Source organism: Rhizorhabdus sp. GW822-FHT03C02, from assembly GCF_058801765.1.
This window is the reverse complement of the sequence record NZ_JBXANN010000002.1, coordinates 449,214-470,479: the sequence shown is the minus strand read 5'-3', so window position 1 is coordinate 470,479 and position 21,266 is coordinate 449,214. Positions and strand designations below refer to the sequence as shown.

Here is a 21,266-nt window from a genome sequence, read left to right as displayed (position 1 = left end):
CTGGCCGATGGCCAGCTTCGCAAAATGCTTAGCCGAACGGCGTTAACGGAGCGTCAAGGACAAACCTTATCCAGCTCTGGTGGGACCCGATTAACTCAAAAGATCAAACAAAGTGTTGCGATTGACCCGCGCGAACGCGGCCTGCGCGGCCTGGAGACTCAGGGTTTTCGCATTGAGCTTGAGCACGGTCGACGCGACGTCGGTATCTTCGAGCGACGAACGCTCCTCGGACAGCAGCAGCCCGGCGCTGGCGAGCGAATCCTGCGCTGTATCGAGCCGGGCAGCGCGCACGCCCTGCGCCGAACGCTGGCTGGTGATGTGGGTCTGGGCGAGATCGATATCGGCCAGGCTGGTCGCCGCCCCCGCCGCGCGCAGATCGGGATCGGTCTGCGAGATCGCGGCGATCGCGTCGTCGATCACATCGTTCAGGGTGTGGGTCCCGCCGGTGCTCTTGTCGACATTTCCGAACACGTCCGACGCCTTGGCGGTCGCCGGAAGATGCAGCGTCGCCGAGACCGAGACCAGCAGCGGCGCATCGGCTGGAAACAGCGACTGGCCGGTCGGGGTCTTGGCCGCGGCAAGATTGGTGATCGTCGTCTTGATCTCGTTGAGTTCCTGGACGAGCGCCGCGCGGTCGTTCGGCGACACCGACTGCGAATTGCCGGCGAGGACCAGTTCCTTCACGCGATCGAAGGCATCGGCGACGCCGGTGAGCTGGGTATCGACCTGCGACGCGACCGCCTGCGCGGTCTCGATATTGCGCTTCCAGCCGGTCTGGTCGGCCTGGGCCAGGCGGATTTCCGCAACCCGGGCAGCGGCGATCGGATCGTCGGAGGCGACCTGGATACGCTTCTCGGTCGAGATGTCGCTCTGGGCGCGGGCGATCTGCTGGGCGAGCTTGCCCTGAAGCGCGATCTCGGCGGCGGCGCGATAGCGAGTTGCGGTAATCATTTGATTTTCCTAAATGAAATGATCAATTGAACAGACCCATGATTTCCTGGAGCGTTTCGCGCGCCACCTGGATAATCTTGGCCGACCCCGAATAAGCCTGCTGGAAACGGAGCAACTGGGCCGCCTCGACGTCGAGATCGACGCCGGTGACCTCGTCGACGGCGAGCAGTGCGCCGTCTTTCTGTGCGGACGTCGCCGACTGCGCGGCCTTGGCGGAAGCCACCGCCTGCGAGTGGGTGGCGACGAGCAGCGCCCAGCGTCCCTCGGCGGCGGTCGACGTCCGCGTATCCTTGAGCGCCAGCGCATTGCCGTTGCCGACCCCGCTGGTCGAGGCGGCGGCGATCTTCGCCAGATCGTCGGTGGTCACCGTGATCGTCGCCGCGGTGGTGCCGCTCATCAGGGCGACGCCGGGATTGCCGTCACGGTCGACGCCGTTGGTGTTCCATGTGTTCATGGTGCTGCTGAAATTGGCAGCGATCGCGTCGAGTTCCTGCCGCCGCGAGGCGATGGTGTTCGACACGTCGACCAGGCCCGAAAGCGAACCCGACTGCGGCGCGATCGCGGTCTGCGGACCGGTCCCCGAAGCCACCAGCGAAATGCGACCGTCCCCCCCGGCGATCACACCGATGAAGGCGGGCGAGATCTTGCCGGAATCGACGAGCTTGATCGACGAGTTGCCCGCCAGCGAGACGTTCGCCCGTCCGTCGTCCTCGTAATGGACGTCGACCCCGAACGCGCCCGATATCTGGCTGATCAGCGCATCGCGCTGATCGAGAAGCTGTGCCGCGCCGGCGGTGCCCGAGCCCGCGCGGCGAATGCCGATATTGACCTGTGCGAGCGCCTGGAGCTGGCCGTTGAGCCCGTCGACCGCCGTGCGTGCGGCGGTGATCACCCCCGACGCCGTCTTGTCGAGCCTCTGGGCGACGCTGTTGAATTCTTCGGCGACATCCTGGAGCGCGGTCAGCACCGTGCGCCGGTTGGTATCGCTCTGCACGTCGGTGCTCAGCGATTCGGCGGCGGTGAACACCGAACTGAGCTTCACGCCGAGGCCGACATCGCTGTCGTCGAGCGCGCCTTCGGTGGTCTGCAGCCACTGCGCCTTGGTGTCGTTGCGCGCAGCCTCGGAGATCGAGAGCCGGGCATAAGCCGAACGATAATCGTCATAGACGCGCTGGACACTGCCGACATTCGATCCGCCGAACACCGCCAGCGAACGATATTGATAGCTGCTCGAAGCCGACAGCCCCGATTCCTTGATGGTGACGGTGCGGCGGGTGAAGCCCTCGGTCTCGGCATTGGCGACGTTCTCGCCGGTTGCCGACAGCGCTGCGCGATAGGCGATGACCCCCGAGCGGCCGATAGAGAGAAGGTCGCTCATCCGCCCGCCTTCGCCGTGTCGATCGCCAGCCCGGCGCCGGCATCGCTACTCACCGGCAGGCCCGATACGGCACCGTTCGGCAGGGTCAATGCACCCGAGGTACCGAGCGTCATGCCCGACGAGGATGCCGATGCCGCCGAGGGCGACAGGCGCGCGCCGAACTGCTTCACCAGCAGGTCTGCAATCCCGAACACGCCCTTGTCGGACATGCTGTCGGCAAGATGCGAGTCCTGCATCTGCTGGAACTGGTCGCTGGCGTCGCTACCGAATACGTCGTCGGCCAGCTTCGCCTGGCGCGAGGTCCCGATGATCTGGCGCAGGAAGACCGCCTCGAACTGCTTGGCGACGCTCTTGAGCTTTTCGAGCTCGGTCGCCTTCGCGTCGGTGGTCGAGCCGGTGCCCCCGGCCAGGCTGGAGTTGACGCTGTTGATCATAGCACCACCAGCTCGGCCTTCATGGCCCCGGCCTGTTTGAGCGCCTCGAGGATCGCGACCAGATCGGCCGGCGAGGCGCCGATCGCATTCACCGACTTGACGATGTCGGCCAGGCTGGCGCCGGGCTGGAATTCGAACATCGGGTGGGTGCCTTCGTCGACCTTGATCCCGCTCGACTGCTGGACCGCGGTGCGCCCCTGCGAGAAGGGCGCGGGCTGGATCACCTGCGGCTTTTCGTCGACCTGGACGGTCATCTTGCCGTGGGTGACCGCGACCGGCGAGATCCGGACCGCGCCGTTGATCACCACGGTGCCGGTGCGGGCGTTGACGACCACGCGCGCCGGGGCGTCGGCGGTCTCGACGTCGAAATTCTCGATCCTGCTCATCAGCGCGGCGCGCGATTCGGCGCCCTGCGCCGCCTGGATGCGGATCGTGGTCGCGTCGATCGCCTGCGCGACCGGTTGCCCGAGCCGTCCGTTGATCGTGGCTGCGACCCGCTGCGCGGTGGTGAGATCTCCATCGGCGAGATCGAAGCGCAGTTCGGGCGTGGTCGCAAAGCCGGCATCGACCGCGCGTTCGACCGTCGCCCCGCTGGGGATGCGGCCCGCCGTGGGCACGTTGATGGTGAGCTTCGAGCCGTCGGCAGCGTCGATGCCGAGACCACCGACCGCGAGATTGCCCTGCGCCATCGCATAGATCTGGCCATCGGCGCCGAGCAGCGGCGCCATGATCAGGGTACCGCCGCGCAGCGACTTGGCCTTGCCCATCGCCGAGATCGTGACGTCGAGCCGCTGGCCGGGCTTGGCGAAGGCGGGGAGTTCGGCGGTGAGCATCACCGCCGCGGCATTTTTGAGCGCGGGATTGATCCCGGCGGGAAGCTGCAGTCCGAATCGCGAGGCTACCCCCTTCATGCCGATCGTCGCATAATCGAGGCTGTCGTCGCCGGTGCCGGCGAGACCCACAACGATGCCGTAACCGGTGAGCTGGTTGGCGCGCAGGCCCTGGAAAGTCCCGATATCCTTGATCCGCTCGGCGTGCGCGACACCGCCGCCGACGAGCAGCGGCAGGCTGAGGAGAGCGATGAGAAGGGTACGGAACATCGGATATCAGGTCCTGCTGTTAACCATCGATCTTCAGAATGGGCTAAGAATAGAAAAGAAACGGTTAAGCCACCCCTGCCGGCTGGCGATCGCGATCTCGCCCTTGCCCGAATAGGCGATGCGGGCGTCGGCGACGCGGGTCGACGGCACACGGTTGTCGGGGCCGATATCGGCGGCACGGATGATGCCGGTGACGTTGATATTCTCGTCGCCCCGGTTGAGGGTCAGCATCTTCTGCCCGCGCACCAACATCGTGCCGTTCGGATAGACCGCGGCAATGGTGACGCTGATCTCGCCGTTCAGCTGGTTCGACTGGGCGGCCGCGCCCTTGCCGGCGAAGGTCGATCCCGCGCCGCCCGACAGGTCGGTGTTCTTGAGCAGATGGCTGATCGGCCCGGTGGTCGCCGGATCGACACTGATCTTGCCCGAGCGATCGGTCGAAGCGCTGTTGGCCTTCACCGCCTGGGTCTTTTCGACCAGCAGGATGGTGACGACGTCGCCGACCATCGCCGCACGCGCGCCGTTGGTCAGCGCCGAATAGCCGTTCGCGGCCTGGAAGATCGCACCATTGGCCTGCGGCGCAGCCGGGGCTGGCGCATAGCTGGGCGAATAGTCGACCGGCGCGCGCTTCGATGCATGCGCCGCGTCGACCGCACCGCACATCATGATCGTCGCGAAGACGCCGATGGCGCAGAGCGCCTGCCAGTCGGGCTTAGATGTTCTGATTGACATATTGCATCATATCGTCGGTGGACTTGATCATCTTGCTGTTCACTTCATAGGCGCGCTGGGTCTCGATCATGTCGACCAGCTCCTCGACGATGTTGACGTTCGAGGCCTCGAGCGAACCCTGGCGGATATTGCCGCGGCCGTCGGAGCCGCCCGCGCCGACCTGCGGCTGCCCCGAGGCGGCGGTCTCGGCGAGCAGATTGGTACCGATCGAGTCGAGCCCCTGCGGGTTGGCGAAACGCGCGATCTCGATCTTGCCGAGCTGCACCGCCTCTTCCTGGCCGTTGATCGTGGCGCTGACGGTGCCGTCGGTCGCGATCGTCAGTTTCTGGGTATCGTTGGGCACCTGAATCTGGGGCATCAGCTGATAGCCCTCGGTGTTGACGATCGTACCGTCGGCCGACAGGTTGAAATTGCCGTCGCGGGTATAGCCGATGCGGCCATCGGGGGTCTGGACCTGGAAGAAGCCCGATCCCTCGATCGCCAGGTCGAGCGCGTTGTCGGTGGTCTGAAGCGAGCCCTGGGTGTCGATCTTCTTGGTGCCGTTGATCATCACGCCGGTGCCCAGCGAGGTCCCGGTCGCATATTTCGTCGAGTCCGAGGATGCGGCGCCCGGCGCGGTCATCGCCTGATAGGCCAGCGTCTCGAAGCTCGCGCGATCGCGCTTGAATCCGGTGGTGTTCACGTTCGCCAGATTGTTGGCGATCACCTGCATGCGCATGTTCTGGGCATCGAGGCCCGTGCGTGCGACGTGCAATGCTGCGGTCGTCATCTCACTTCACTCCTATTCCAGCCGCATCAGGTCGGCCGACGATTTGTCGATGTCCTGCGCGGCGCTCATCATCTTGACCTGCATGTCCCAGTCCCGGCTCGCCTCGATCATGTCGACGAGGGTGGCCGAGGTGTTGACGTTCGATCCTTCGAGCCCGCCCTGGCGGACCCGCGCGTCGGGATCGGACGGCAGCGTGCCGCCGCCCTTGACCCGGAACACGCCGTCGAGCCCCTTGGCGATGTCGACGCCGTTCGATCGGACCAGCTTGAGCCGGTCGACCTGCTGGACCTGGCTGGCGTCGCCGCCTTCGGGGATGATCGAGATCGAACCATCGGCCGCGATCATGACCTTGGTGGCGGGCGGGATGGTGATCGGCCCGCCATCGCCGAGCACGGGCATGCCGTCGCCGGTGGTGAGCAGGCCGCTGTCGCTGACCTGCAGGTCGCCGCGGCGGGTATAGCCCTCCTCGCCGCCCTTCGACTGGACCGCGAGCAGCGCTTCGCCGGTCATGGCGACATCGAGCTCGCGACCGGTCTCGACGACCGTGCCTTCGCGCATGTCGGCCGACATCACCTCTTCGGAATTCGACGCTCGCGCGTCGAACCCGTCGCCCTTCAGCCAGAGCGCCTGGCTGGAGGTCATTTCGGAGCGGAAGCCCGGGGTATTGACGTTGGCGAGGTTGTTCGCGGTCGTGGCTTGGCGCGACATCGCCGCGCGCATCCCCGAAAGCGAGCTGTAGATCAGCCGGTCCATGCCTCAGGCTCCCGTCGCTACGATCTTAGGCGCGCAGCTGCACGATGGTTTCGGTCATCGTGTTGGCGGCTTCGATCGCCTTGGCGTTCGCCGAGAAGTTGCGCTGCGCCTGGATCAGCGCGACCAGCTCCTCGGTGATGTCGACATTGGCCTGTTCGAGCGCGCCCGACTGGATGAGACCGGTGCCGTTGGTATTGGCTTCGTTGATCTGCGCTTCGCCCGACGTGCCGGTCGATCCCCATTTGCTGTCGCCGAGCTGGCGCAGGCCTTCGGGGTTCGAGAAGGTCGCGAGGACGATCTTGCCGAGCGCCTGGGTATCACCGTTCGAGAAGGTCGCCGAGACCAGGCCGTTGGCGTCGACGGTGACGTTGTCGAGCTGCCCCGCGGCATAGCCGTCCTGGGTGTAGCTGGTCAGCGTGAACGGCGCCGCCGCCATCTTGGTCGCAGCGGAATAGTCGAGCGCGAAGCCGATCGGGCCGGTGGCGCCGGTCGGGGTGACCTGGTTGGTGGTGATCGTGTTGGGCGACGCACCATTGACCTCGCTCAGCGTACCGAACTGATCGAATTTGAGCGTGATCGGGGTCGCGGCGCCGTTGGTCGCGGTGGTCGGATCCGAGCTGATCTCCTTGTCGCCGATGAAGGTCCGCGCCGTCCAGGTGGTGTCGGTCACCGTCGTCGTCGGCGTGTTCTGCCGGATATAATAGGTCGTCATCGGGAACGCGGTGCCGGCCGCGTCATAGACCGTCGTGGTGGTCGACTGGTTGTAGCTGTTCGGATCGAAGCGATCGAACGCATAAGGATGGGTGCTGGTGTAGACCGAGCGATTGGCCGGGACGTCGGCGTCGGCCGGGAAGGTCACCGCCATATCGACCGACTGGGTCGCGCTCGACGTGCCCGAGGTCAGCGGAAGCTGGAGCGAACGGGTCGAGTTGAGGCCGGTCGCGGTCAGCGTGCCTTCGCTGTCGGTCGGCAGCACCTGGAGGAAGGCGCCGCCGCTGTCGACGACGTAACGGTTGGCATCGACGCGGAAGCCGCCGTTGCGGGTATAGCTGACCTGGCTGTTCGAGGCGGTCGAACGGGTAACGAAGAAGCCCTGCCCCGAGATCGCCATGTCGAGCGAGCGATCCGAATTCTCGAAGCCGCCCTGGGTGAACTGCTGCTGGATGCCGCGCAACCGGGTGCCCTGGCCGGCCGTGGTCGAGGTCTGGAGCGGCGCCGACGAGATGATGTCGCCGAACTCCGCGGCGCTCTTCTTGAAGCCGGTCGTGCCCACGTTGGCGACGTTGTTCGAAATGACCGAAAGTTCGGTCTGCTGGGCCTTGAGGCCGGAAAGCGCGGTATAGAAGGACATGGGGCTACTCCGTTACGAAATCAGGAAAGCTGCAGGGCATCGGCGGGGGCGAGCAGGCCAAGCGCGGTGACGAGCTTGGTGGTGCCGCTGGCGGGCGACTGGACGCCGTTGACGGTGGTCCAGGTGGCCGTGGTCACGTCCATCTGCTGGGCCGAGGCATCCTTGGCGTTGACCGAGACGGTGAGCGGGCCGGCGACGGCCTTGCCGCTTTCGTCCTTGCCGTCCCAATAGAAGGGAACGTCGCCGGCGGGCGCATTGGTCGCGGTGCCGTTGTAGACGACCTTGCCGGTGCTATCGAGCAGGCTGATGCTGAGCTGGCCGGCGGTCTTGGGAATGGTGACATTGCCCGCATAGGAGCCGTCGGACAGCGCGGTCACGGTCTTGGACGAGACCAGCGCCGCCTTGCCGATCCAGCTCGAGGCATCGCCGACCCGCGACGACGAAATGTCGGTGGCGATGTTCTTGAGCGACTGGTTCATCTCGGCGATGCCGGTGGTCGACGAGAATTGGGCCATCTGGGCGACCATCTGGGTGTTATCGACCGGATTGAATGGATCCTGGGTCTGCATCTGGGTGGTCATCAGCTTCAGGAACGCGCTCTGGTCGAGCGTCCCGTTGCTCTTGGCCTTGGTCGTCGTCGACGAGCTGCTCGTCGAACCCGACAGCGTGTCGAGATAGGAGTTACCGGTGGATATCGTCATTTGCCGAGCCTCAACGTGTCGAGAGTGAGCGTCTTTGCGGTCTGCATGACCTGGACGTTGTTCTGGTACTGGCGCGCCGTCTCCATCATCTCGACGAGCTCGGCGGCCTGATCGACGCCCGCGTCCCAGACATTGCCGTCCTTGTCGGCCTTGACGTTGCTGGGGTCGTAGCGCTTGGTGGGTTCGAGGTTCGACGCGACCACGCTGTCGACCTTGACGGTGGCGATGCCCGGGGCATCGGTGACCGATTTGAACACCGGCTTGATCGCGCGGAACGCCTCGGCCTTGCTGCCGGCGACGGTGCCGGCATTGGCGAGGTTCGACGCGGTGGTGTTGAGCCGGACCATCTGCGCCGACATCGCGCGGCTGGCGATATCGAACACCGAAAGATTGTTGTTCGCCATGGCTTATTCCCCCTTCAGCGCGGACATGACCGTGCCGATCCGCCCTTCCAGGAAGGACAGGGTCGAACGATATTTGACCGCGTTTTCGGCGAACTGGTTCTGCTCGGTCGACAGTTCGACGGTGTTGCCGTCGAGCGAGGTCTCGAGCGGGATGCGATAACCGACATTGGCTGAAGCCGCCTGGTCGACGCCGACCTCGGGTCCGCCATTGCGACCGGTCGCCGCATCGAGCGCCTTCGAAAAATCGATGTCGCGCGCCTTGTAGTTGGGCGTCGCGGCATTCGCGATATTCGAGGCGAGCATCGAAAGCCGCTGCGAGCGGAGCGCCAGCGCCTTTCCATGAACGCCAAAAAGATCGTCGGCCATTTTTCTGCGTCGTCCTTCTAAAGTCGGGGTCGATCGTGCCGTTACCATCGTCGGATGGGTGCGACGGCCGTGACCGGACCTGCTTGCCGGGGATGGATGCAACTGCCGTGCCAAATGCCGGAAACGGCCATTCGCATGCTCTTGAACGGGCCGGCGGCAGGTGATCGGCAGCTTCTTGCCGGGGGCGGCAAATATTTGCCGGTCGGCTGCCGGGTGGATCGGATGACGGGAAAATGATGTTCCTTCTCGACCAGATAGCCCGCTATTTCGACCCGTTCGCGATCGCCATCGTGTTCGGCGGAACCCTGCTCGCGACCTTCGCGCGGTCGACCAACGCCGATCTCGGCCGGGCCTGGCGATCGATCGGCATATTGCGCTCGGCCGACCCCGAGGCCGATGCGCTATCGGCCCGCGCCGCGGTCGGGCGGATCAGCGAACTGGTCGAGGTCCGCAGCATCATGTGCGCCGACCGGGTCCAGACCGCGCAGCGCTTCCTCCATCTCGCCGCGCGCCGGCTGTCGGACAGCCGCAGCTCGACCGAATTCACCCGCTGGGCCACCGACGAGATCGACGCGCGCCGCGCCCGTCATGCCGGGGCGATCGGGGTATGGCGGGGGATCGCCGAGACGGCCCCGGCGATGGGCATGATCGGCACGATCATCGGGCTGGTCCAGATGTTCGCGGCCATGGACGATCCTGCGCATATGGGCCCGGGCATGGCGGTGGCGATGCTCACCACCCTTTATGGCGTCATCCTGTCGGCGGCGATCGCGGGGCCGATCGCAGGGCGGCTCGAACGGCTTTCGGAAACCGAACTCGAATGGCAGACCGCGACCTGCAAGCAGTTCGAACTGCTGGTTCGTGCCGAGCTCGATCATGGCGGCGCGCGGCCGAAACCCAATCTGCGGACGGTCGGGTGAAGCGCGAAATCTCGCAGCGCTGGGCGCTGAGCTTCGCCGACCTCGCTTTGCTGCTGCTCGCCTTCTTCGTGATGATGCAGGCTCAGTCGAACGATCGGTTGAAGTTCGCGGCGTCGATGCGCGGCGCCTTTGGCGGCACCGGTCCGGGCGTGCGGATCGACGGTTATCGGGCGGCAGCGATCTTCGAACCCGGCGAGGCGATCCTGACCCCGGCCAGCCGCGCCGCCTTCGCGCGCCTCGGCGCCTCCGCCAGGCGATCGGGCGCACGCGTGACCGTCGCCAGCCAGGGCCATGACACGGGCAGCACCCGGCTCGACGCCTGGGAATTGACCGCCGCGCGCACCGCCGCGGTGGCCCGCGCGATCGGCGCCGGCGGGCTGTCCCAGTCGCTGATCGACATCAGCATCCCGCCGATGCGCCCCGACGGGGAGGCGCGCGAGCAGCGGATCGAGGTACGGCAGACCGGCGGTCCACGGGGCTGATTTCCCAAACTGGCACGGCTTTTGCTTAATTCCGGACAAGAACCGGAGTGAGCTTTGTCCATGAACCGCATCATCTTTCCCCTGATCGCGACGGTCGGCCTGGCATCGGGCCTGTCGGCGCAGCCGGCCCCGGCACAGGGCCTCCCGCCGGCGCAGAATCTCGACCAGCTCGAACAGATCGTGGTGACCACCCTTGGCGCCGATGTCGGCCAGCCGGGCGGACCGATGGTGCCGATCGACCGGCGCATGCGGCTGGCCGATTGCCCGACCGGCATCCAGGTCGATCCGCCGACCGGCAATGCCGTCACCGTGCGCTGCACGACCGCCGGCTGGCGGCTGCGGGTCCCGCTGATGCGGGCGCCGGCGACGGTCGCCCAGCAGGGCAATATGGGGGCCCGTCCCGGCGGTTTCGCGCAGGCAGCGACTCCGGACGTGCGGCGCGGCGACCCGGTGCAACTGGAAGCCCGCGGCGACGCCTTTTCGATCAGCGTCGATGCGACGGCGATGGAGGACGCCACTATCGGCGGGCGCGTTCGCGTCTCAACCGGTTCAAAAGGCGGGACTTTATTCGCTCAGGTGGTCGACATCGGAAAAGTGCGATTGATCGGATTTAAATGATTTGGAAACCTGCCGTTATTAGGCGGTAGAGGTGATAGTCGGCTGAGAAGCCATTTTGAAAGGGCATGACATGATCAATGGGGTAGGCATCAACCCGACCCGCATCGGTCAGGCGAAGGACGTCAAGAAGGTTTCCGAGACCGCCGAGACCGCAGCGGTGTCGACGACGGAAACCGAAGAGACGAAGCCGCAGAGCCTGGTCGCCGCACTGGCCGAAGCCGGTCCGCCGATCGACAAGGACAAGATCGCAGCGATCCGCACCGCGATCGCGCAGGGCCGTTATCCGCTCGACGCCAAGGCGATCGCGCAGAAGATGATCGCGCTCGACCTGCCACAGGGCAAGGCATGACCGACACCGTCCTCGATCGCCTGATCGCGGTCGAAACCCGACTGGTCGCGGCGCTCGACGCCGGCGACGTCGAGGCGATCGAGGCGGTGCTCCCCGATTTCGCGGCAAGCGTCGTCGCGCTCAAGCCCCTCCCCTGGGCCGACATGCCCCATGCCAAGGCGCGAGTCCGCGAAGCGCTGGCCATCGCCGATTCGGCGCGGGTCCGCGTGCGTCTGCTCGCCGACCACAACCAGCAGCGCATGGATCTGCTCGCCGCCGCCGCGGGCCGGTTCGACTGTACCCCCGCGACCTATTCGCGCGCGGGCTGACGCCGTTCTCGGGCCGGACAAGCGGCCCATCCGAAATGATCTTATCCCAGCGCAGGCTGGCATCTCGTGCGGCAGGCCTCACGCGATGCCGGCCTGCGCTGGCGTGACGACGATATCGCTGGGCGATGCCACTGCGATTGGACCTAAGTCTAACGCCTGCCGCAAATTTTTCCGCTTAAGTTTTCCACGCTTCCGGTCGTTATGGTTAAGCCGGCATAACCGTTCGTTAACCACAAGCTGGCATTCCCGATCCGTACTCTCCCGAGGACGATCGAGGAACCGATGGCGACATCCGCGCTCAAGAAGAAAGTCTGGATAGGATCGCTGCAAGGCGCGATCCTGCCGATGGCGACGCTGATGCTGGTCGGCCTGATGGTCGTGCCGATTCCGTCCTTCCTGCTCGACGTCGGCTTCATCACCAACATCATGGTGAGCCTCGCGGTGCTGATGATCGCGCTCAACGCCGCCAAGCCCCTCGACTTTTCGTCCTTTCCCACCGTCCTGCTGTTCACCACGCTGCTCCGGCTGTCGCTCAACGTGGCGTCGACCCGCGTCGTGCTGGTCGACGGCCACAATGGCCCCGCCGCCGCCGGCCATGTCATCGAGGCGTTCGGCAACTTCCTGATCGGCGGCGACTATATCGTCGGCATCTTCGTGTTCGGCATCATCATGGTGATCAACCTGGTGGTGATCACCAAGGGCGCCGGCCGCGTGTCCGAAGTGTCGGCGCGCTTCACCCTCGACGCGATGCCCGGCAAGCAGATGGCGATCGACGCCGATCTCAACGCCGGACTGCTGACCCCCGACGAAGCCAAGAAGCGCCGCCAGGAGGTTGCGACCGAGGCCGACTTCTACGGTTCGATGGACGGTGCGTCGAAGTTCGTGAAGGGCGACGCGGTCGCCGGCGTGATGATCCTCGTCATCAATATCCTCGGCGGCCTGATCCTCGGCGTGATGAGCCACAAGCTGTCGCTGAGCGAAGCCGCCTCGACCTATATCATCCTCGCGATCGGCGACGCGCTGGTCGCGCAGGTGCCCGCGCTGCTGCTGTCGATCGCCGCCGCGTCGATCGTCACCCGGGTGTCCTCGCCGCTCGACCTGTCGGGCCAGATCACCTCGCAGTTCGGGTCCGCGAAGGCGTGGACTCCGGTCGCGGGCATTCTCGGCATTCTCGGCGCGATGCCGGGCATGCCGCATTTCATGATCCTGTCGGCGGCATCGCTGGCCGGCTTCACCGCCTGGAAACTGCGCGGCAAGAAGACCGAGGACGAACTCGACGTCGCCAAGCCCGATCCTGCCGCGGCGACGGTCGCCCCGGCCTCGATCGGCTGGGACGAGGTCTCCGATGGCGCGGTGCTCGGCCTCGAGCTCGGCTATGGGCTGATCGGCCTGGTCGACGAGCGCAAGGGCGCGCCGCTGATGGCGCGGATCACCGGCATCCGCCGCCAGCTGTCGCGCGAACTCGGTTTCGTCGTGCCGCTGGTGCGGGTCCGCGACAATCTCAACCTGCCGCCCAACGCCTATCGCATCACCGTCGCCGGCGTGATCGCCGGCGAGGACGAGGCCTGGGCCGACGAGTTGCTGGCACTCGACAGCGGCGATCTCGAAGGCCGGGTCGAAGGCCGCGAATGCCGCGATCCGAGCTTCGGGCTCGAAGCGGTGTGGATCAGCCCCGAACGGCGCGGCGACGCGATCGTCGCGGGCTATACCGTGGTCGATCCGGCGACCGTGGTCGCGACCCATCTCAACCAGGTGATCGCCGCCGCCGCCGCCGACCTGTTCGGTATGGACGAGGCGCAGCATCTGCTCGATGCGCTCAAGGAGGTCGCCCCGCAGCTGGTCGGCGGCCTCACCCCTGCCCCGCTCAGCCTCGCCCAGATCGCCCAGGCGTGCCGCGCGCTGCTGATGGAGGGCGTCCCCCTCAAGGATTTCCGGCGGATCGCCGAAGCGATGGTCGACGCCGCCGCGATGAGCAACGACGCCCACGCACTGGTCGAAAATATCCGCGCGCGGATCGGCGCGCTGATCGTCCAGACGCTGGTGCCGGTGCGGATGCCGCTGCCGGTGGTGACGCTCGACGCCGGCCTCGAATCGCTGCTCGCACAGGCGGTCCGCGCGAGCCCGGGTGCCGCGCATCCGTTCGAACCGGCGCTCGCCAACCGTATCGTGTCGGCGGTCGCCGAAGCGTCGCAGCCCCTGGTCAACAGCGCGACCCGCTTCGCGATCGTGACCTCCCCGGTCGCGCGCCGCGCGCTGGCGCGACTGCTCAAGCCGCACCTCCCCGAAACCCCGGTGATGTCCTTCCTGGAGATCCCCGACGGCAAGGCGGTCGAAGTGTCGGCGATCGTCGGGGGTACCCCCACCAACCACAATAATGGCGCGCTCGGGCGGCCGATGGAGATGGCGCAATGAGTTTCGCCTGGGAAACCACGCAGGATCGCGGCACCGACCTTCATGACGGGCACCGCGGCGCCCGCGACGACCGGCGCAGCGCCCGGGTGATCAGCATCGCCTGCGGCAAGAGCGGGGTCGGCAAGACCACGATCGCCGCCAATCTGTCGCTGGCGCTGTCGCAGGCTCGCTGCCGCTCGATGCTGGTCGATTGCGATCCCGGCCCGACCGACGCGACCCGCACGATGGGGTTCGACCCGCACGAGTCGATCGACGACGTGATCGGCGGCCGGCTGACGATCGACCAGATCGTCGTCGACGGCCCCGACACGCTGTTCGTTGTCCCCGCCGGCCGTCCCGACCGGTCGGGACGGATCGATCTCGCCGCCCGGCTCAAGCTTGCCGATGCCTTCCGCCCGCACCGCCGGTCGCTCGACTATGTGATCGTCGACACCCCGGGCAGCGCCGATGCCGACACGCTCGACATGGTCGCCTCGGCCGACCTGCCGGTGGTGGTGCTGAGCCCGCGCGAGCAGGGATTCATGGACGCCTATGGCACGGTCAAGCTGCTCGCGCGCGACCATGGCGTCGATCAGATCGCGATCGTCGGCAACATGGTCGACGACGAGGATCAGGGCCGCGAACTGTTTCGCCGGTTTCGGGGCGTCAGTCAGAAATTCTTAGGGAACACGCGCCTAACCTGGCTCGGCGGCGTACCCCGGGACGAACGGGTGCTGACCGCGGCCGCCCGGCGCCGCCTGGTGGTCGACCAATATCCGAACGCGCGCGCCGCCCGCGCGATCGGCGAACTGGCCGGCACGATCGATCGTCTTTCGATCGCGGCCGGCGCGGGTGGCGACTGTTTTTTCGGCATGGAGGCCGTCGGTGTTTTCTGACCCCAAGGATCCGATGCATGTCTATGGCCGCAAGCCGGCCAGGCAGCGGCCAGAGGACCTGGTCCGCACCCACATGCAGTTGGTCCGCAAGATCGCCTGGCATGTCCATGGCCGGGTTTCCTCGGCGATCGACATCGAGGATCTGGCGCAGATCGGCATGATCGCGCTGGTCGAGGCGGCGAACGGCTATGAGGATCGCGGCCACGCCTTTTCGACCTATGCGTCGATGCGGGTGCGCGGGGCGATGATCGACCATCTGCGCCGCCATGCGGCGATGAGCCGCGCGTCGATGCAGAAGCGCCGCCAGATGCTCGCCGCCAAGGCCGATTTCGAGAAGCGCAACGGCCGCCCGCCGAGCGAATCCGAACTGGCGCAGGCGATGGGGCTCGAAGGCCCGGCGATGCGCGCGCTGATCGACGATACCGCGACCACCTATCAGGAATCGCTCGACGAGGTCTATTCGGACCAGTCGATGTGGTTCGCCGATGTCGAGGAGCGGGTCGACGAGACGATCGAGCGCGAGGAACTGGCGAGCGCGCTGGGCGAGCATATCGGCAACCTGCCCGAGCGCGAGGCGATGGTGCTGCAGCTCTACTTCGTCGAGGAGATGAACCTCGAGGAAATCGGGCTGACGCTCGGCATCGGCGCCGCCCGGGTATGCCAGATCAAGAAGGCCGCGCTCGACAAGCTGCGCAAGTCGCTGGTCGACTGGCGCTAGAGCATTTTCAAGTCAGGTGGAATCACCTGACGGCTCGGAAAATGCGGAAAACAAAGACAATTTGAGCATGTTCTGATCAATCCGCTCAGGACATGCTCTAAGTCACCACCACGGGCGATCCCGATCGCCGTGGCACCGGCGGCTTCCGATCGCTATAGGATCGGTCGCCATGCCCGCCCTGTCGCCCCTCAACATCGCCGTCCGCAGCTATGGCGCCGACACCGGTCCCGACCGGCATGACTTCGCCCAGCTGGTGCTGCCGGTATCGGGGATGCTGGCGATCGACGTCGATGGCAAGGCGGGGCGGCTGGACAGCTGGCACGCCGCCTTCGTCGGCCACCGCACCTGGCATTCGCAGGAGAGCGGGCGCCCCAACCGGTCGCTGATCGTCGATCTCGACACCGCCACGATCGACACCGCCCTCATCGACCGCCTGACGTCGCGCCCGCTGCTGGCGGTGACGCCCGCCGCGCATCGGCTGATCGACTATATGGGCCAGTCGATGCGGTCCGGGTCGGCACGTACCGAACTGGCGGGCCACTGGCTGCTGTTGCTGCTCGATGCGCTGAGCGATAGCGCGCCCCGGCCGCGCACGCGCCTCGCCGGGCTGACCGCGGCGATCGAAGCCGATCCGGCCCGGCGCTGGACCACCGAGGCGATGGCGGCACATGCCGGCGTCAGCATCAGCCGCCTGCACGCGCTGTTCCGCGACGAACTCGACGACAGCCCCGCCGGCTGGCTGTGGGCCCACCGGCTGCAGCGCGTCCAGAAATGGCTGATCGACTCCGATCGCACGATCGCCGACCTCGCCTATCGCGCCGGCTTCGCCGACCAGAGCGCGCTGACCCGCGCGATGCGCAAGGCGACGGGGATGACCCCCGCCGCCTATCGCCGCCACGCGCAGGAGACCGGGCCCAGAGATTGCTAGCCTGGGTCAAGACGTCCGCGGCGCTCCGCGCCATCGGGAGCGCATGACCGGACAAGCCAGAATCATCGCGGGAATTTCATGCGGCGTCGCTGCCGGCGCGTTGTGGGGTCTCGTCTTCCTCGCCCCGGCGCTGGTGCGATCGTTCACCCCGCTGCAGATCGCCGCCGGTCGCTACCTTGCTTATGGCGCCTTCGCCGCGATCCTGCTCGCTCCGCGCTGGCGCAAGCTCGCGCCGGCGCTGGGGCCGGCCGAGTGGCGCGCGCTGTTCGGGCTGAGCCTGCTCGGCAACGCGTTTTATTATGTGATGCTCGCCAGCGCGGTCCAATGGGGCGGGATCGCGATGACCTCACTGGTGATCGGCGTCCTGCCGGTGGCGGTGACGATCATCGGCAGCCGCGACGCCGATGCGACGCCATTGGCGAAGCTGTGGCCTTCGCTCGCGCTCACCGCCGCCGGGATCGGCTGCACCGGCTGGGGCGCGCTCGCGCATGGCGGTACGGTCGGCGCCGCCGCGCCGGTCGCCGGCTTCGCCTGCGCGGTCGGAGCGCTGATATCCTGGACGGTCTATGCGGTGTGGAACAGCCGCTGCCTCGATCGGCTGGCGCGGATATCGCCGTCCGACTGGAGCCTGTTGACCGGGGTCGTCACCGGCGCGCAGGCGCTGCTGCTGGTGCCGGCCGCACTGCTGATCGGCGCAAGCAGTCATGACGGGACCGCCTGGCTGACCTTCGCCGCGGTGTCATCGGGGATCGCGATCCTCGCCTCGATCATCGGCAACGCGCTGTGGAACCGGATGAGCCGGCTGCTGCCGCTCACCCTGCTCGGCCAGATGATCCTGTTCGAGACGCTGTTCGCGTTGCTCTACGCCTTTCTGTGGGACCAGCGGCTGCCGACGGTCGCCGAGGGTGCGGCGATGATCCTGGTCGTCGCCGGCGTGCTGAGCTGCGTCGCGGCGCATCGCACCCGGGCACCCCAGCCGGTATGACCGCCCGTCCCGACTTCCTCCGCCGCCAACGGTCTTATACGCGATCTCGAAGATGCTGACGCATCCTCGATCGATTTGCTCAAGCGCCGCACGGGCTAATGCCCAATCCCGATGAGTCAAGCTCACTGGGATTGGGTATTAGGTCAGCCGGAAGCCGCCTTGGGAAGGGTGAAGCAGAAGGTCGCGCCGGCGTCCTCATTGTCATGGGCGGTCATGACTCCGCCATGGGCTTCGACGATCGTCCGGCACAGCGACAGGCCGATCCCCATCCCTTCGGGCTTGGTGGTGGCGAAGGATTCGAAGATGCGCGGCAGGATATCGGGCGATATCCCCGATCCGAAATCGCGGACGCAGATCCTGACGAACCCGGCCTCGTCGGCCGTCGACACCTGAAGCTGCGGCCCGGCTCCGTTCGCGGCCTCGATCGCGTTCTGGAGCAGGTTGAGCATGACCTGCTGGAACTGGACCTGATCGACGAGCACCGACGCCGTCGAACCCAGATCATAGCCGACCTCGACGTCGAACCGGCCGGTGCAGGCGGTGGCGACCGCTTCACGCAGCGCCGGTTCGACCGCGACCGTCTGCTTGTGGATCGGGCCGTTGACCGTCATCGCGCGCAGCCGACGGACGATCGCGCCCGCGCGCAAGGCGCTGGCGCTCGCGCCATCGAGGCATTTCACGATCAGCGGATCGAGCTCTTGCCGGCTCGCGGCGATCGTCGCCGCCGCCATGAAGTTGTGGATCGACGCCAGCGGCTGGTTGAGTTCGTGCGCCAGCGTCGACGACAGCAGCCCCATCGCGTTGACGCGGGCAATATGGATCAGCTGATTCTGGAGCGCATTCACCCGCGCCTGGGTTTCCTGCCGCTCGGTCAGATCCTCGCCCTCGACGAAGACCCCGGTGATCGTGCCGTCGGTCTCGCGGATCGGCCGATAGACCAGGTCGAGCCAGGTTCGCTTGATCGGTCTGTTGTCGATTTCGACCGCGAATTCGATGCCATGCGCGATGAATTCCTCGCCGCTTTCATAGACACGGTCGAGAATGTCGACGAAGCCCTGGGCGATCGCTTCGGGAAAGGCCTCGACCACCGTGAGGCCGATCACGTCGCGCTCGACGAGCCGGGCATAGGCATTGTTGGCGAAGGTGTAGCGGTGATCCGCGCCCTCGAGGAAGGCGATGAAGCTCGGGGTGTGCTGAAAATGCGCATAGAGAAGCTCGCGCTCGCGCTGAACCGCGCGGGCAAGCCGGTCCGCCGCAAGGTCGACCGGCGGCTCGCGATCGCCGGCGCCCGCCGCCCGGCACAGGCGAAAGAAACTGTCGGGGATCGCGTGGGCGCCGCCGGCGGTGCTGATCAGCACGCTGTTCGGCACGCCATGGACCGCCCAGCCGCGATGCCCCGACGACGACAGATAGCCGATCGCCGCCTCGGGAACATGCTCGCGGACCAGTCGCGCGACATTCCAGCCACTGGTCACATCGGCAAGGTCGATATTGGCGATCAGGCCCGACAGTTCCGCACCACCTGCCGCGATCAGATCGACCGCTTCGTCGGCATCGCGGGCAATCCGCGCCACCAGCCCCTGCGCCTCGATCTGGCGCCGCGCCGCCTCCAGGATCAGCGGGTCGCGATCGACGACCAGGACCGAGGTCATCGCACGCTACGCGGCTGATCGGCGGTGACCACCATCCTCTTCCCCCTCGCGCCGTTTTGCGATTCCAACGCGCGAATCAGCCGCCGGTGCCATCGGCGCGATCAGGGATGACCGGCCTCAAGCAGCGGCGCAAGGCACGCCGGCAATCGATTGGCATGATCGGTGACGAGGATATCGGCCGGCCGCCCGGCGAGATGCCGGCGATAGGCATCGATACCGTCCCGAGCGGCAAGTTCGTCGGGCGATCCCGACGGCCCGGCGCTCATCGCATCGCTGATCACGACCGCAACGGCACGGTGCGCCCAGCGAGGCTGGCAATGGCGGCGGAGAATCCTGCTCCGGCCGGCTCACGATATTGTTGCGGCCTACGGAAAGGTCATTTGCGGCACGGCCCTATTATCGCAGTATCGCAATGAGGTTAAGGCGCGACAAGCAACGATCCGGGAGCAGGTGATGACCGAGAAACTGACGAGCGGCGCGCATCATGTCGGGCTGGCGGTGCCCGATCTCGATCGCGCGACGGGCTTCTTCCGCGACACGCTCGGCTGGGACGTCGTCGGCGAAGTCCCGAGCTACCCGGCGGTGTTCGTGTCCGACGGCAGCATCATGCTCACCCTGTGGCGGGTCGCCGATCCCGATCATGCGGTCGCGTTCGACCGGCGGAGCAATGTCGGGCTCCATCATCTGGCGCTCGGGGTCGCCGACGAGGCGGCGCTGCAGACGGTCTACGAACGGGTGAAGGCGCTACCCGACACATCGATCGAATTCGCACCCGAACCGATCCGCGCGGGATCGGCGACCCGGCATTTCATCTGCGCGATGCCGGGCGGGATACGGATCGAGTTCGCCACCCCGTTCGCCTGAGGCTCAGCGGATCGCGCGGGCCCGATAGGCTTCGGGGACGACGAACACCTCGTCGGCACGCGCATAACCACCATCCTTGACCTCTTCGATCAGCACCATCGTATGGCGGCGCGCATCCTCGCCGAAATAGTCGACGAACATCTGGGTCATGCGATGGACGATCTCGGCCTTCTGGGCGATCGTCAAAGCGGCTTCGGGGGTCTTGATGTTGGCGAACGGCATCGACGGTCTCCTTCAGGCGGCGGCGCCGATCATGTCGAGTTCGGCAGCCAGATCGTCGGGGATGGTCAGCGCCGCGGCGGCGATGTTCTGCCGCAGATGGTCGACCGACGAGGTGCCGGGAATCAGCAGGATGTTCGGCGACCGCCGGAGCAGCCAGGCGAGCGCGACCGCCATCGGCCTGGCCCCCATCGCCGCCGCGACCCGATCGAGCCTGTCCGACTGGAGCGGCGAAAAGCCGCCGATCGGGAAATAGGGGACATAAGCGATGCCCGCCCGCGCGAGATCGTCGATCATCGCATCGTCCTCGCGGTGCGCGAGATTATAATGATTCTGCACGCAGACGATCGGGCCGAGATCGCGCGCCTCGGCGACCTGGGCAGGGTTGACGGTGCTCAGACCGATATGGCGGATCAGCCCCTGGCGCTGGAGATCGAACATCGTCGCCAGCGGCGCGGCGATCGAGCCCTCGGCCGGACCGTGCGCCGCCCCCAGCCGCAGATTGACGATATCGAGCCGATCGAGCCCGAGATTGCGCAGATTGTCGTGCACCGCGCGGGTCAGCCCCTCGGGTGAATGATCGGGGTTCCATGACCCGTCCTCGCCCCGGAAGAAGCCGACCTTGGTGACCAGGCTAAGCTGCGCGGGATAGGGCGCAAGCGCCTCGCGGATCAGCCGGTTGGTGACGTGCGGGCCATAAAAGTCCGACGTGTCGATATGGTCGACACCCAGTTCGACCGCGGTGCGCAGCACCGCGGTCGCCGCGGCCTCGTCCTTCGGCGGCCCCATCACGCCCGGTCCGGCAAGTTGCATCGCGCCATAGCCCATGCGGGTGAGCGACAGATCGGTGCCGGCGGGGGTGAAGCTGCCGGCCTCCTTGGCGGTAACGGGCGTGGCGGTAGCGGTCATCGATAGTCTCCGGTTCGCTGATGGTCCCGATATGCGCCCCGGCCATTATGATGATAAGTCAGCATAATCCGCATGGGCTGTTCGGGAT

Annotated in this window: 26 protein-coding genes; 12 read left to right on the top strand and 14 right to left on the bottom strand. The window is 66.5% G+C overall.

Annotated elements, in window-relative coordinates:
* Positions 1-90: 90 nt before the first annotated feature.
* The 11 genes from AC1RM6_RS09410 to flgB are packed head-to-tail and all read right to left on the bottom strand — an operon-like array spanning position 91 to position 8,939.
* Positions 91-951 (bottom strand): flagellin N-terminal helical domain-containing protein, encoded by an 861-nt coding sequence (locus AC1RM6_RS09410; protein ID WP_493100414.1) that lies wholly within the window; start codon positions 949-951, stop codon positions 91-93.
* Positions 952-973: 22 nt separating this feature from the next.
* A complete protein-coding gene (flgK, locus tag AC1RM6_RS09405) occupies positions 974-2,329 on the bottom strand; it encodes a flagellar hook-associated protein FlgK (RefSeq protein ID WP_493100413.1) in 1,356 nt (451 codons plus the stop codon).
* The gene (locus AC1RM6_RS09400; protein ID WP_493100412.1) at positions 2,326-2,763 is read right to left on the bottom strand and encodes a rod-binding protein; all 438 of its coding nucleotides are present in this window, start codon (positions 2,761-2,763) and stop codon (positions 2,326-2,328) included. Before AC1RM6_RS09400 ends, flgK begins: the two co-directional genes overlap by 4 nt.
* A complete protein-coding gene (locus AC1RM6_RS09395) occupies positions 2,760-3,863 on the bottom strand; it encodes a flagellar basal body P-ring protein FlgI (protein ID WP_493100411.1) in 1,104 nt (367 codons plus the stop codon). Before AC1RM6_RS09395 ends, AC1RM6_RS09400 begins: the two co-directional genes overlap by 4 nt.
* A 33-nt stretch (positions 3,864-3,896) precedes the next feature.
* Positions 3,897-4,595 (bottom strand): flagellar basal body L-ring protein FlgH, encoded by a 699-nt coding sequence (locus tag AC1RM6_RS09390; RefSeq protein WP_493100410.1) that lies wholly within the window; start codon positions 4,593-4,595, stop codon positions 3,897-3,899.
* Entirely contained in the window at positions 4,576-5,364 is a 789-nt protein-coding gene (flgG, locus tag AC1RM6_RS09385; RefSeq protein ID WP_493100409.1) for a flagellar basal-body rod protein FlgG, read from the bottom strand. The genes AC1RM6_RS09390 and flgG overlap by 20 nt, the downstream gene beginning before the upstream one ends.
* 12 nt (positions 5,365-5,376) lie before the next feature.
* Complete coding sequence (flgF, locus tag AC1RM6_RS09380; protein ID WP_493100408.1) at positions 5,377-6,117, bottom strand: flagellar basal-body rod protein FlgF; 741 nt, start codon at positions 6,115-6,117, stop codon at positions 5,377-5,379.
* A 25-nt stretch (positions 6,118-6,142) separates the two neighbouring features.
* The gene (locus AC1RM6_RS09375; protein ID WP_493100407.1) at positions 6,143-7,468 is read right to left on the bottom strand and encodes a flagellar hook protein FlgE; all 1,326 of its coding nucleotides are present in this window, start codon (positions 7,466-7,468) and stop codon (positions 6,143-6,145) included.
* A gap of 20 nt (positions 7,469-7,488) precedes the next feature.
* Positions 7,489-8,169 (bottom strand): flagellar hook assembly protein FlgD, encoded by a 681-nt coding sequence (locus AC1RM6_RS09370; protein WP_493100406.1) that lies wholly within the window; start codon positions 8,167-8,169, stop codon positions 7,489-7,491.
* On the bottom strand, positions 8,166-8,573 hold the full coding sequence (gene flgC / locus AC1RM6_RS09365) for a flagellar basal body rod protein FlgC (protein ID WP_493100404.1): 408 nt from the start codon (positions 8,571-8,573) through the stop codon (positions 8,166-8,168). Before flgC ends, AC1RM6_RS09370 begins: the two co-directional genes overlap by 4 nt.
* Positions 8,574-8,576: 3 nt before the next feature.
* Positions 8,577-8,939 carry a flagellar basal body rod protein FlgB gene (flgB, locus tag AC1RM6_RS09360; protein WP_493100402.1) on the bottom strand — a complete coding sequence of 121 codons (363 nt, stop codon included), beginning with the start codon at positions 8,937-8,939 and terminating at the stop codon, positions 8,577-8,579.
* A 233-nt stretch (positions 8,940-9,172) separates the two neighbouring features.
* On the opposite strand from flgB, the gene AC1RM6_RS09355 reads away from it, so the two are divergent.
* The 10 genes from AC1RM6_RS09355 (at position 9,173) to AC1RM6_RS09310 (ending at position 17,534) form a co-directional block, all read left to right on the top strand.
* Positions 9,173-9,859 (top strand): motility protein A, encoded by a 687-nt coding sequence (locus AC1RM6_RS09355; RefSeq protein ID WP_493100400.1) that lies wholly within the window; start codon positions 9,173-9,175, stop codon positions 9,857-9,859.
* Positions 9,856-10,341 carry an OmpA family protein gene (locus AC1RM6_RS09350; RefSeq protein WP_493100398.1) on the top strand — a complete coding sequence of 162 codons (486 nt, stop codon included), beginning with the start codon at positions 9,856-9,858 and terminating at the stop codon, positions 10,339-10,341. Before AC1RM6_RS09355 ends, AC1RM6_RS09350 begins: the two co-directional genes overlap by 4 nt.
* Before the next feature lie 60 nt (positions 10,342-10,401).
* Entirely contained in the window at positions 10,402-10,959 is a 558-nt protein-coding gene (locus AC1RM6_RS09345) for a flagella basal body P-ring formation protein FlgA (protein ID WP_493100396.1), read from the top strand.
* A gap of 70 nt (positions 10,960-11,029) precedes the next feature.
* Positions 11,030-11,308: a flagellar biosynthesis anti-sigma factor FlgM gene (gene flgM, locus AC1RM6_RS09340; protein ID WP_493100394.1), complete on the top strand. Its 279-nt coding sequence runs from the start codon at positions 11,030-11,032 to the stop codon at positions 11,306-11,308.
* Complete coding sequence (locus AC1RM6_RS09335; RefSeq protein WP_493100393.1) at positions 11,305-11,616, top strand: hypothetical protein; 312 nt, start codon at positions 11,305-11,307, stop codon at positions 11,614-11,616. The genes flgM and AC1RM6_RS09335 overlap by 4 nt, the downstream gene beginning before the upstream one ends.
* A 282-nt stretch (positions 11,617-11,898) precedes the next feature.
* Positions 11,899-14,028 (top strand): flagellar biosynthesis protein FlhA, encoded by a 2,130-nt coding sequence (gene flhA, locus AC1RM6_RS09330; protein WP_493100391.1) that lies wholly within the window; start codon positions 11,899-11,901, stop codon positions 14,026-14,028.
* Positions 14,025-14,903 carry a MinD/ParA family ATP-binding protein gene (locus AC1RM6_RS09325; RefSeq protein ID WP_493100389.1) on the top strand — a complete coding sequence of 293 codons (879 nt, stop codon included), beginning with the start codon at positions 14,025-14,027 and terminating at the stop codon, positions 14,901-14,903. Before flhA ends, AC1RM6_RS09325 begins: the two co-directional genes overlap by 4 nt.
* A gap of 13 nt (positions 14,904-14,916) precedes the next feature.
* On the top strand, positions 14,917-15,621 hold the full coding sequence (locus AC1RM6_RS09320; protein ID WP_493100613.1) for a FliA/WhiG family RNA polymerase sigma factor: 705 nt from the start codon (positions 14,917-14,919) through the stop codon (positions 15,619-15,621).
* Positions 15,622-15,790: 169 nt separating this feature from the next.
* Positions 15,791-16,549 carry a helix-turn-helix transcriptional regulator gene (locus AC1RM6_RS09315; protein ID WP_493100387.1) on the top strand — a complete coding sequence of 253 codons (759 nt, stop codon included), beginning with the start codon at positions 15,791-15,793 and terminating at the stop codon, positions 16,547-16,549.
* Between the two features lie 43 nt (positions 16,550-16,592).
* On the top strand, positions 16,593-17,534 hold the full coding sequence (locus AC1RM6_RS09310) for a DMT family transporter (protein ID WP_493100385.1): 942 nt from the start codon (positions 16,593-16,595) through the stop codon (positions 17,532-17,534).
* Between the two features lie 143 nt (positions 17,535-17,677).
* Here the strand turns inward: AC1RM6_RS09310 and AC1RM6_RS09305 are convergent, their stop codons facing one another.
* Positions 17,678-19,186 (bottom strand): ATP-binding protein, encoded by a 1,509-nt coding sequence (locus AC1RM6_RS09305; protein ID WP_493100383.1) that lies wholly within the window; start codon positions 19,184-19,186, stop codon positions 17,678-17,680.
* A gap of 107 nt (positions 19,187-19,293) precedes the next feature.
* Between AC1RM6_RS09305 and AC1RM6_RS09300 the strand changes: the two genes are divergently transcribed.
* Together AC1RM6_RS09300 and AC1RM6_RS09295 are read left to right on the top strand one after the other, a co-directional pair.
* Complete coding sequence (locus AC1RM6_RS09300) at positions 19,294-19,602, top strand: hypothetical protein (protein WP_493100381.1); 309 nt, start codon at positions 19,294-19,296, stop codon at positions 19,600-19,602.
* Between the two features lie 37 nt (positions 19,603-19,639).
* On the top strand, positions 19,640-20,050 hold the full coding sequence (locus AC1RM6_RS09295; RefSeq protein ID WP_493100379.1) for a VOC family protein: 411 nt from the start codon (positions 19,640-19,642) through the stop codon (positions 20,048-20,050).
* Between the two features lie 3 nt (positions 20,051-20,053).
* Here the strand turns inward: AC1RM6_RS09295 and AC1RM6_RS09290 are convergent, their stop codons facing one another.
* The gene (locus AC1RM6_RS09290; protein WP_493100377.1) at positions 20,054-20,272 is read right to left on the bottom strand and encodes a tautomerase family protein; all 219 of its coding nucleotides are present in this window, start codon (positions 20,270-20,272) and stop codon (positions 20,054-20,056) included.
* A 12-nt stretch (positions 20,273-20,284) separates the two neighbouring features.
* On the bottom strand, positions 20,285-21,178 hold the full coding sequence (locus AC1RM6_RS09285) for an aldo/keto reductase family oxidoreductase (protein WP_493100375.1): 894 nt from the start codon (positions 21,176-21,178) through the stop codon (positions 20,285-20,287).
* Between the last annotated feature and the right edge of the window lie 88 nt (positions 21,179-21,266).